This window comes from Marinimicrobium sp. UBA4209 (genome assembly GCF_002381585.1).
Classification (GTDB): domain Bacteria; phylum Pseudomonadota; class Gammaproteobacteria; order Pseudomonadales; family Cellvibrionaceae; genus Marinimicrobium; species Marinimicrobium koreense.
Map to the genome: position 1 here is coordinate 9284 of NZ_DFTP01000106.1, position 11175 is coordinate 20458.

The 11175-nt window shown below is 59.2% G+C and carries 7 protein-coding genes; 4 read left to right on the forward strand and 3 right to left on the reverse strand.

Annotated elements, in window-relative coordinates; genetic code table 11:
* The first annotated feature begins 699 nt into the window (after positions 1–699).
* Positions 700–1851: an AGE family epimerase/isomerase gene (locus B3187_RS15570; RefSeq protein ID WP_286807373.1), complete on the forward strand. Its 1152-nt coding sequence runs from the start codon at positions 700–702 to the stop codon at positions 1849–1851.
* A 30-nt stretch (positions 1852–1881) separates the two neighbouring features.
* Here the strand turns inward: B3187_RS15570 and B3187_RS15575 are convergent, their stop codons facing one another.
* Together B3187_RS15575 and B3187_RS15580 are read right to left on the reverse strand one after the other, a co-directional pair.
* Entirely contained in the window at positions 1882–2919 is a 1038-nt protein-coding gene (locus tag B3187_RS15575) for a LacI family DNA-binding transcriptional regulator (protein ID WP_024462072.1), read from the reverse strand.
* Between the two features lie 86 nt (positions 2920–3005).
* Positions 3006–4655: an MFS transporter gene (locus B3187_RS15580; protein WP_024462073.1), complete on the reverse strand. Its 1650-nt coding sequence runs from the start codon at positions 4653–4655 to the stop codon at positions 3006–3008.
* A gap of 353 nt (positions 4656–5008) precedes the next feature.
* On the opposite strand from B3187_RS15580, the gene B3187_RS15585 reads away from it, so the two are divergent.
* The 3 genes from B3187_RS15585 to B3187_RS15595 all read left to right on the forward strand — a co-directional run bounded on the left by B3187_RS15585 (position 5009) and on the right by B3187_RS15595 (position 9495).
* Complete coding sequence (locus tag B3187_RS15585) at positions 5009–6883, forward strand: sodium:solute symporter family protein (RefSeq protein ID WP_286807375.1); 1875 nt, start codon at positions 5009–5011, stop codon at positions 6881–6883.
* A 216-nt stretch (positions 6884–7099) separates the two neighbouring features.
* A complete protein-coding gene (gene mgp130 / locus B3187_RS15590) occupies positions 7100–8284 on the forward strand; it encodes a 4-O-beta-d-mannosyl-d-glucose phosphorylase Mgp130 (RefSeq protein WP_286807376.1) in 1185 nt (394 codons plus the stop codon).
* On the forward strand, positions 8284–9495 hold the full coding sequence (locus B3187_RS15595) for an AGE family epimerase/isomerase (protein WP_286807377.1): 1212 nt from the start codon (positions 8284–8286) through the stop codon (positions 9493–9495). Before mgp130 ends, B3187_RS15595 begins: the two co-directional genes overlap by 1 nt.
* A 59-nt stretch (positions 9496–9554) precedes the next feature.
* On the opposite strand, the gene B3187_RS15600 is transcribed toward B3187_RS15595, so the two are convergent.
* On the reverse strand, positions 9555–11175 hold a 1621-nt coding region (locus tag B3187_RS15600; protein ID WP_286807379.1), incomplete at its 5' end, for a bifunctional protein-serine/threonine kinase/phosphatase.

An 11175-nucleotide genomic window follows, 5' to 3' on the forward strand; every position in this document is an offset into this window, starting at 1 on the left:
TAGATCAGTATCGATTGCCAGTTCTGCAATCAGCATTACTCCTTCAACGCGGGCGATATTCAGGCGCTGCTGGGCGATCAGACACTGCACTGAAAAAATCTTTATTGTCACCTTGACAATATCGCAAATCGGGTCTTATACTCATTATTACCATAAGCGATGTCCTTGGTATGGCGTGGGTCCGTCCCCTTTCAGGGCTCCCGCCCAGGCTGCAGGCACCCCTTGCGGCCGCCAAGCAGAGCTGTGTCTTGGTAGACGTTGTTTTGGTTGTATCTTTTGTTCTCTCCATGTTTCGCCGGGCTGCGTCAGTAGCCCGGCTTTTTTCTTTCTGGCGTCCCGATTTTGATCTTCACTGGAAGAAGCTTCACAAAACATATTGAAACCGGTTACAAAAATGCGCACAATACGAGCCTGATTGGTGCATTAAACCGGTTATCCTGCGGTAAACCGTTTACATATTGCACTGGTCAGCGCTGCTGTGGGCATCGCCAGGACCGGCGCTTGCGCGCGGTGAGCTTTTTACCCAAGCTGTTGTACCCTTTCACCCCGGCTGGTTTCAGCCGGGGTGCTTTATTTTAGGGCTCGAGTTTCAGGGGTGCTCTGCTCGGCGTTGATGGGTAAACTGTCCGCGACCAGAGGGCCTCTCTGCTTCTGACACTCTCTGTTTCTGACACTGTGAATGACTGGAACACACCGGATATGACTCAAACGATCAAGGACGCGGCCGAGCGTCTCGAACGCTGGATTGCCCGCGAATCACTGCCGCTGTGGCAGCGCGTTGGCCTGAGCCCCGAGCATGGAGGCCACTGGGAGGCGTTGAACGCCGATGGCTCGATTGATCTTCCCTCCAATATCCGGGTGCGGGTCCAGGCCCGCCAGGCGTTCGCCTTTGCGTTTTCCACCGTACGCGGCTGGTGCGACGGTGAGGCCATGGCCCGCCAACTGATGCGCTTTGTGGCCGAGCGGACGGCCCATCCCCACGCCGGAGGCGGCTTTACCCACCTGATGAATCCGGACTTTCAGGTTATTGATCAGAAGCAGGATCTGTACGATCACGCGTTTTTCCTGCTCGCCTATGCCTGGTGTTATCGGGCGTTTGGCGACCGGGCCTATCTGGACGGCGCCGAAGCCCTGATGGCCCACCTGGACCGGCACTTCGCCTCGGTGCACGGTGGCTGGACGGAAGGCGACTACGACTATGCCCAGCGCCGCCAGAACCCCCATATGCACCTGTTCGAGGCCATGATGGCGCTCTATGAGGCCAGCGGCGACGGTAAATGGCTGGCTCGGGCCGGTGAGCTGTTCGCTCTGTTCCAGACCCGCTTTTTTGACCCGGAGCGGGGGGTGCTGTTCGAGTTCTTTGAAGAGGACTGGCGCCTGAAACATGCGCCCGAGCAGGCACCGGTGGAGCCGGGGCACATGTTCGAGTGGGTGTGGCTGTTGGACTGGTACCACCGCCTGAGTGGGCACCCGGTAGAGGTCTATACCGAGGCGCTGTATCGCCAGGGGCTGGCCATCGGCCGGGTGGCGTCCGGTCTGGTTCTGGATGAGGTGCTGCCGGATGGCACACCACTCAAAAACAGCAAGCGCTGCTGGGGGCTGACCGAGCTGATCAAAGGCAGCCTGGTGCGCGCCCGCGCCGGTGACCCGGAAGCGGAAGCCCGGGCGGTTCAGGCGATTGATGATCTTTTCACTTACTACCTGACCGCAACCACGCCCGGTGCCTATGTCGATCAGCGCGGTGCCGATGATGAGGTGGTGCTGGACAAGGCGCCCGCCAGCACCCTGTATCACCTGGTGGTGCTGGCGGCGGAAGTGGCGGACTACGCCAGAGGTCGGGCCGGTGGCTAGCGCCGCACGGGCGCTTCAGGCCCCGCACTTCTAGGGAGCGGGAGTCACCTTTTTGGGAGTGTTGGGCAGCTCGGCGCCCGGTGCCGGGGCGGTGCTTTTGCGGATAATGAATTCCGTCGGTAGCACGCACTCGGTCTGGGTCAGGGGCTCGCCTTCAATGATCTTGAGCAGCATGTCCATCGCCATTTTGCCCATTTCCTCGGCGGGCTGGGACATGGTGGTCAGGCTCGGGTCGGTGTACTTGGCGTAGGCGATGTCGTCAAAGCCGGTGACCGACATATCTTCCGGCACCCGGATGCCCTGGGACTTCAACGTCTGGATGGCGCCAATGGCCATTTCGTCATTGGTGGAGAAGATGGCGGTGGGCCGGTTCTTCATGTGGCAGAACTGGAAAGCGCTGTTCAGGCCCGACCACATGGTGAAGTCGCCTTCGGCCACCAGGTCCGGATCGAACGGGATGCCGTGTTCGGCCAGGCTTTCTTTATACCCTTTCATCCGATCGATGGCGTGTGGGTTGTCTTTCAGACCCGAGATGGCGCCGATGCGTCGGTGCCCCAGAGAGATCAGGTAATCCACGATGGTTTTTGCCGCACCCCGGTTGTCGATGCGCACCGACGGGCCGGTGGTGTACTCACAGCCGCAGGCATTGACCGTGGCGATATCCGGCGGAATCACATTGTGGGTTTTTTCCGAGTGGGGGCGCAGTTGCAGGAGGCCGTCCGCCAGCCGGGTTTCCACCCGGCGGATGTACTCCAGCTCACGCTCCGGCGTGCCCCGGGTATCCCCGAGCAGGACCGCGTAGCCCTTTTGTTGGGCGCGATCCTCGATGGCGCGGATGACCAGCGAATAAAACGGGTTGGCGATGTCCGGGACCAGTACCACGATGGCGTAAGAGCGCGCCGAACGGAAGTTGCGGGCCAGCATATTGGGTCGGTAGCCGACCTTTTCGATGGCGCGGTGCACCTTGTTCATGGCCTCTTCAGAGACCTTTTCGGGCATGCTCAGGGCACGTGAAACCGTGGCGACGGAGACACCCGCCTCGCGGGCGACATCTCGAATGCTGGACATAGCGCAACTCGTTTATTGGATTGGAACGGCCGACAGGTCAGCCGTACAAGGTACCGTATTCCGCCGCTGGCGCCAATCCCTTCGCATCAGCTGTCGCTGACCCCCGCATCGCGGCGGCGCTGGCGTAATTCATATTCTATCTGATTCATGCGCTCGGCGTTTAACGGATACACCACCAGCAGCAGAATGGCCAGAAAGGCGAACAGGGCCGGAATCCAGCTCATCAGGTGCACCATGCCGGCGGTGGCTGCCTTGATGGTCTCCGGGTCGGTGCCCACGTAGCCGTAACCGGCCAGTACCACCAGCACCAGGGCCCCGGCAAAGCCGCCGCCGGTTTTCTGGATGAACGTGCCCGCCGAGTAGAACAACCCGGTGGCGCGGCGCCCGTGTTTCCATTCCGAGTAATCGGCGGTGTCGCCGAGCATGCTGAAGGTGAGCACCGGCATAAAGGCGGCGAAGAATTCCGCAGCGCCACCTAGCAAGTAGACCCAATAAATCCGCACTTCCAGACCGTCTTCCAAAAGTGGAATCCAGGAAAGGTTCAAGTTGAACACCCAGAAACCATCGGGAGGGAGGTAGAAAAGGCCACAAGTCAGTATTCCACTGACCGACAAGGAAATGATAAACAGGGTTTTCTTGCCCAGCAGGCGGCCCAGGTAGCCGGCGGTCAGCGCCGCGACAATGGATACCGCCAGCAGCACCATGAAATAGATTCCGGCCAGGGCTGCATCGCCCACGTAGTGAGTGAAGTAGTAGGCGATCACGCCGTACTTGATGCCGTTAAACAGCATGGTCAGAAAACCCAACCCCAGAACCATCAGCCAGGGCTTGTTGGTGAGCAGGTCGATCAGGTCCCGCTGAGAGGGCGTGGTGGCGCTCTCGGGCATGCGGATCAGACGCCGCACAAAGTAGCCGGTCGCCGCAAGCACCAGCAGTGAGACGATGCCGGTGATGGTCGGATCGAGCTGATAGCGTGCGTCGGGCTCTTGGGTGACAGCGTAAAAGAAGGCCGAAATCGCCATCAACGGAACAATGATCAGCGGCAGGTTGAACGCCAGATCTTTCAATTCCTTGCCGAGAGAGGCCTGGTTTACGGCGGATTCCACCCTCTCGCGGGTGGTGACAAAAGTGATGATACAGAGGGTGACCAGCAGTGCCGCGAACACATACATGGTCCGCTGATACCCTTGGGCGGAGTCGCCCTGACCGAAATATTCCACCATCATGGGGGTGAACCCCATCACCAGAATACCGCCCAGAAAGGCGCCGGCAAAGCGGTAGCCCGACAGCACGCTGCGCTCATTGTGGCTGGGGGTCATCACGCCCATCAGGGCCGAGTAGGGCACGTTGTTCACCGTATAGGCCAGGGTCAGGCCGATATAGGTGAAATAGGCCCAGGCGAGCTTCATGCCCGGGCTCAGGTCGGGGGCGGTAAAGGCCAGGACCATAAACAGGCCCAGCACCGGGGCGGACCAGAGAATCCAAGGGCGGAAGCGCCCGTGCCGGGATTGGGTGCGGTCCGCCACCATGCCCATCACGATGTCGGTCATGCCATCCGACAGGCGCACCAACAGCAGCAGCAATGCGGCGGCCGCGGCGGAAATGCCCAGAGTGTCGGTGTAGAAAATGGCAAGATACGCCAGCGCGCCGCGCCATACCAGGTTCGCGGCGGCATCGCCCATGGCGTAGCCGGACTTTTCAAGAATCGATAGCTTGTGCTGGGAAGGTTCGTTCACTGAACACCTCATTATTTATTATGGGATTGTTGTTGGACTCGGAGCCTGTGCCGATAGTGGGTTGCGCCGGCGGGCGGCCTCCCTCAGGCTCTCAGGACGCGCGATGTGGTCCCTGCGACTGTAAGTGGGAGCTAGGATAATCGCCTCCCCCGCGCTTGTACAGCCGGATGAGAGGTTGAGCGCCAGCGATCGGTGGGTAGTGGGAGGGTGGCGCTTGCAATACGTCATGGAACCGGTTACATTTGCGCATCTTTCGGCGTTCATCCGGCATTTTGTTCTGCTGTGAGCGGCTATGACAAACGGGGCGACGCAAGCGGGCGGTCGCCTCGTCAATAATAATGGGACTTTTCACTATGCAGTTTAATCTCGCCCCCCTGGATCTCGCGATCATCCTGCTGTACGGCGTTGCCACACTCGGGGTAGGGCTGTGGGTATCGCGGCGGGCCTCGGACAATATCCGCAGTTATTTTCTAGGCGGTAACAAGCTGCGCTGGTATTACCTGGGTATTTCCAACGCCTCGGGGCAGTTCGACATCAGCGGTACCATGTGGCTGGTGTCCCTGCTGTTCATCTACGGCCTGACCAGCATCTACATTCCCTGGCTCTGGCCGGTGTTCAACCAGGTGTTCCTGATGGTGTTTCTCTCGGTGTGGTTGCGCCGCTCCGGGGTGATGACCGGGGCGGAGTGGATCACCTTCCGGTTTGGCGACGGCCTGGGGGCACGCCTGTCGCATCTGAGTGTGGTGGCCTTTGCGCTGATTGGGGTGTTGAGTTTCCTGGCCTACGGTTTTATCGGTATCGGTAAATTCGCTGCTGTCTTTCTGCCCTGGCAGCTGCACCCGGATCAGTACTGGAACGAAATCTATTACGGCCTGATCATCACCGCGGTCACCACCGTGTATGTGGTCAAGGGCGGTATGTTCAGTGTGGTATTCACCGAGGTGCTGCAGTTTTTCATCATGACCATTGCCTGTGTCGCGGTGGGCTTCATTGCCATGCAGCAAGTCTCCCCCGAGGTGTTGCAGGCAATCATTCCGGATGGCTGGACCAGTGTGGGCATCGGCTGGACCCTGGATATCGACTGGGGTGGGACCCTCGAGGCGGCCAACGCCCGCATCGCCGCCGATGGCTACGAGCTCTTTGGGGTGTTCTTCATGCTGATGTTGCTCAAGGGGATTCTGGTGAGCATGGCTGGCCCGGCCCCCAACTACGATATGCAGCGTATTCTCTCGGCGCAGTCGCCCATCGAGGCGGCCAAGGTGAGCTGGTTTGTGAATGTGGTGATGCTGTTTCCGCGCTATATGCTGATTACCGGCCTGACGGTTTTGGCGCTGGCGTTTTTCATGGACGACCTGCGGGCCATGGGCGGTGCGGTGGATTTTGAGCAGATACTGCCCCTGGCCATGAAGCACTACGTCCCTACCGGTCTGCTCGGGTTGTTGATTGCCGGCTTGCTGGCCGCCTTTATGTCCACTTTCGCTGCGACCACCAATGCGGCCCCGGCCTATGTCGTTAACGACATCTACAAGCGGTATATCAACGATGAGGCGGAGCCCAAGCGCTATGTGTACCTTAGCTACATCGTGTCCATCGCCTTTGTGGTGGTGGGGGTCGGTATCGGGCTGTTTATTCCCACGCTGCACGAAATCATTTCCTGGATCGTCAGTGGGCTCTACGGTGCCTATGCCGCCTCCAATGTGCTCAAGTGGTATTGGTGGCGCTTTAACGGTTACGGCTATTTCTTCGGCATGGTGGTGGGGTTGATCATTGCCCTGGCGTTGCCGGCCCTGACCGACCTGGACCCGCTGTACGCCTTCCCTTACATGTTGGCGGCCTGTCTGCTGGCCTGTGTGTTGGCGTCCCTGCTGACCGCGCCGGATGATATGGAGGTGCTCAAGCGCTTCTATGTGAAGGTGCGCCCCTGGGGCTTCTGGGGGCCGGTACGCGAGGCGGTGCAGGCCGAGCACCCGGGGGTGAAGGTCAATCCACACTTTGCCCGGGATGCGCTGAATGTTGTGGTTGGCGTGGTGTGGCAAACCGCCCTGGTGGCGATGCCGATTTTTATGGTGATCCAGCACTGGCAGGAGTTCGCGCTGGCGACCCTGGTGGTCGTGCTGACCAGTCTGTTCCTGTGGCGCAACTGGTGGTGCAAGCTGGAGGATTATCCGGACGATATGCCCGCCGATGTGGTGCAGGAGGCGGATGCCCATATCGTGTCCCGGCACTGATCTGTGGGCCATTGCGGCGACTCAACGATTTGAGTTGAGTCGTATTGACCATCAGATTGAAGGCAGACCTTGCAATCTGTTTTGTAACCGATTACATTGAGTGGCATTGTGGCGCCGAATAAACCCAGCCGGTACAGCGCTCCAGTTGCCGAATACGAGTATCGAACAACGCCGGGCGTTTTCACCTGTCCGGCCAACCGTCAGGACCCCTTGTACATGAACGATTTCAACCACGCTGTCCGCTCGCTGCTGAGCGACCATGAAACCCTGATTACCCGCAAGAACCAGCCCGCCCCGGGTGGCAATGGTATTTACCAGCGTTGGCAATCCCCGATTCTGACCGCCGCGCACACGCCGGTGTTCTGGCGCTATGACCTGAACCCGGCCAGCAATCCTCACCTGATGGAACGCCTGGGGGTGAATGCCACCTTCAATTCCGGCGCGCTGTACTGGAAAGGCAAGTACCTTCTGGCGGTACGTGTCGAAGGGGATGATCGAAAATCCTTTTTTGCGATCGCCGAAAGTCCCAACGGGGTGGACAACTTCCGCTTCTGGGATTATCCGATCACTCTGCCGGAAACCGAGCGGCCCGATACCAATGTTTACGACATGCGCCTGACCGCCCACGAAGATGGCTATATCTACGGCCTGTTCTGTACCGAACGCAAAGACCAGAGCCGGCCCGATGATCTGTCCGCCGCCGAGGCGCAGTGCGGCATAGCGCGCACCAGGGATCTGGTGAGCTGGGAGCGGCTGCCGGATCTCATCACCTATTCCGGCCAACAGCGCAACGTGGTGCTGCATCCGGAGTTTGTCGATGGTCAATATGCCTTGTACACCCGGCCGCAGGACGGCTTTATCAGTGTGGGTAAGGGGGGCGGTATCGGCTGGGGCCTGTGCGCCTCCATGGAAAACGCCGAAATCAAAGCGGAAGTGATTGTCGATGGCAAGGAGTACCACACCATCAAAGAGGTGAAAAACGGTCAAGGTCCTGCGCCCATCAAAACGGAACACGGCTGGCTGCATCTGGCTCACGGGGTGCGCAACACCGCCGCCGGGCTTCGCTATGTGTTGTACGTTTTCATGACCGAGCTGGAGCGCCCCTGGGTGGTCACCCATCGTCCCGGCGGTCACTTCATTGCGCCTCAGGGTGATGAGCGGGTGGGGGATGTCTCCAACGTGGCGTTTGCCAATGGCTGGATCGTCAACGACAACCACGAGGTGTTCATCTATTACGCCTCATCCGATACCCGCATGCATGTGGCGACATCGACCGTCGACAAACTGGTGGATTACGCGCTCAATACGCCAGAGGATGGGTTGCGCTCTGCGGCGTCGGTGGCGACCCGAAACGCATTGATTGAGGCCAATCTCTCGCTGCTGGAAGGAATGAACAACTGATGGCGTTATACGAGCCCGCAGTGAAAAGCCCGTTGTCGGAATTGAGTCATGAGTTCCGCTCGGAATTGCTATCGATTGCCGACTGGTGGTTGGCCTATGCTCAGGACCAGGAGCGCGGTGGCTTTTACGGTGAAGTGGGAGTCGATAATGTGCCGGTGCCGGACGCCGACAAAGGTGTGGTACTGAATACGCGCATTCTGTGGTTTTTCAGCGAACTGGCCAGCGAGGTGGATGACCCCCGTTATCGCGAGGCGGCGGAGCGCGGTTACCGGTATCTTCTCGCTCACTTTCTGGATGAAGCGTACGGCGGTTTTTTCTGGACTCTGGATGCAGACGGAGCGCCTAAAGACACCAAAAAGCAGGTGTACGCTCAGGCCTTTGCGATCTATGCCCTGGTCGCCTATTACCAGTTGACCGGCGAGCCCCTGGCTTTACAGCAGGCGCAGCAGACGTTCGACCTTCTGGAGCGTCACACTGTCGATCCTGCGAAGGGTGGTTATCTGGAGGCGTTCAATCGCCAGTGGGGCGCGCTGGACGATGTGCGCCTGAGCGACAAGGACCTTAACTTCCCCAAAACCATGAACACCCATCTGCATGTGGTGGAGGCATACACCACTCTCTATCAGGTGGATGCGCGCGCTTCAGTCGCTGACGCACTGCATTACGCGATTGATTGTTTTGATCGTCATATCATCAACAAAGATAACTTCCACCTGCGCATGTTCATGGATCACGACTGGCAGGATCATTCGCCCGGTTATACCTACGGGCACGACATCGAGTGCAGCTGGTTGCTGGCAAAAGCCACCGAGTCCCTTGCCGATGCAGCGGTCAGCGAGCGCCTGAAACCGAGCGTTCTCGGCACCGCCTACGTCTGTCTCCGCGAATCCATGGGTGAGCACGGCGAAATGTACGACGGCTTTGAGTTTGCGACTCAGGCGTTCAATCATGAAAGGGTCTGGTGGGTGCAGGCCGAGGCCATGGTGGGTTATTACAAAGCCTATACCCTGTCCGGTAACGAGGATTTCCTGGCGACAACGGAACGACTCTGGTCGTTTATCAAGCGCTATCACAGGGCTGAAAACGGCGAGTGGTTATGGCTTTCGACGCTGGATGATCAAAGCCTCGCGCCTTCGTACAAGCTCGGCCCCTGGAAGGGTCCTTACCACAATGGTCGGGCCATGTTGGAGATGCTGCGGTTGCTCCAATGATACCGTCTGGTGGATAGTGTCGGATTACGCTTTGCTCCGAAGCGTCGGACCGATCCGACCTACGGTTTCCAAAGGTGCCAGGCCAAGACCAGGACGATGGCCCATCCGCTGATGGCCAGCACCGGCCACACCCATTCGGGTCGCCGTTGCAATATGGGTAGCCCCGCGTCTCGCGTCCACCGCGGGTTGGGCCGCTGAAGATCCTGCCACCATTCGGAAAGGGCATCGTAGCGCTGTTGGGGCTGAAGGCTCAGGGCTTTCTCCAGCGCTTTGTCCAGCCACAACGGCACCATCGGGTTGTGATGGCGAGCGGGCTGATAGCGTAACTTCTGCAACTGGCGTTCGTTCAACGCTTTGCCATAAGCGTCGCCGTACGGCTTCTGGCCGGTGAGCATTTCGTACAACAATACGGCGAGGGAAAATTGGTCGGAACGCGGGCCGGTCTGGCCACCGTAGCGATATTCCGGGGCAGAGTAATCCATGGTTCCCAGAATCTTATCTCGGGTAAAGGGGGCCTCCAGCTCTTCCACGCTGGCGACCCAGCAGGAGCCGAAATCCACGATCACTGGTCCCTTCGGTTCCATAACAATATTGTCCGGCTTGATGTCCTGATGCAGGGTCTCCTTTCGATGAAAGGAGCGTATACCCTTGATCAACTGCCCGGTAATGTCCACCGCGTCATTGATTGCCAGAGGTCCGCGTTCGGCCATCAATTGCCCGAGCGTTGGCCCGGGTATGTACTCGGTCAGATAGTACAGACACGAACGGGGCTCGGGGCCCGACATAACCCTGGCGACCTGAGGGCTTTGAATCCGTGCGCCTATCCAGGCTTCCATCACAAATCGTTCGAGGTACGCAGGGTCGTCGCTGTATAAAACCGAGGGGGTTTTCATGATCATCCTTCGCCCGGCGTCGTCCTGCACCTGGTAGACCTGGCTTCGGTTGGACTCGTGCAGTGGTTTTTCCACCCGCAACCCATCCAGGGTCTGCCCTGTATCGAGTAATGGCGGAAAAGGCAGTCGCGCCAGTACGTCCATGGCGTCATCCTGATTGGCGTGTCCCAGTTGCCGGACCGCGGCTACCTGTATGCTCAGATTGTCATCACTGCCATTGTCGAGCGCAGCTTTACTGGCTTTCTCCACCAGTTGCTGCGGGTGATCGCAGTGGGTTTTGATCAGCACGCGCAGGCGGTCTTCGGGCAGGTGATCGTGGATGCCATCGCTGGTCAGAATGAATACATCGCCAACGTGTACTTCCAGGGTGTGAAAATCCACCTCGACGCCAACGTCGGCGCCCAGTGCCCGGCTCAGGTAGGTTTCTTCGCGGCTGAGTGATTGGCAGTGGTCCCGGGTGAGTTGTTCGAGTTGGCCGCTGCGCCAGAGGTAAATGCGGGTGTCGCCGACGTGAAAGAGGTAGGCGTTGTTGCCTTTGAGGATGAGGGCGCTGAAGGTGGTAAGCAGCCCTTCACCGCGCACGCTGTTGCGACTTAGGCCCCAGAGGCTACGATTGAGGGATTGCAGTACTCGCTGACCGGATTGCCGGGTGCTCCAGGTGTCGGGGGTGGCGTAGTAGTCGGTCAAGAATCCGGTTATGGCGGTCTGGCTGGCTTCGCGCGCGGCGGCGCTGGAGCTGACGCCATCGGCGATGGCAATGGCGATGCCTTTGTGGGTAAGCGCCGCG

Bases quoted from the DNA above. Each gene is read 5' to 3' on its own strand.
- mgp130 (WP_286807376.1), top strand. From the start codon at position 7,100: ATGAACGATTTCAACCACGCTGTCCGCTCGCTGCTGAGCGACCATGAA.
- B3187_RS15575 (WP_024462072.1), bottom strand. From the start codon at position 2,919: ATGTCCAGCATTCGAGATGTCGCCCGCGAGGCGGGTGTCTCCGTCGCC.
- B3187_RS15585 (WP_286807375.1), top strand. From the start codon at position 5,009: ATGCAGTTTAATCTCGCCCCCCTGGATCTCGCGATCATCCTGCTGTAC.
- B3187_RS15570 (WP_286807373.1), top strand. From the start codon at position 700: ATGACTCAAACGATCAAGGACGCGGCCGAGCGTCTCGAACGCTGGATT.
- B3187_RS15595 (WP_286807377.1), top strand. From the start codon at position 8,284: ATGGCGTTATACGAGCCCGCAGTGAAAAGCCCGTTGTCGGAATTGAGT.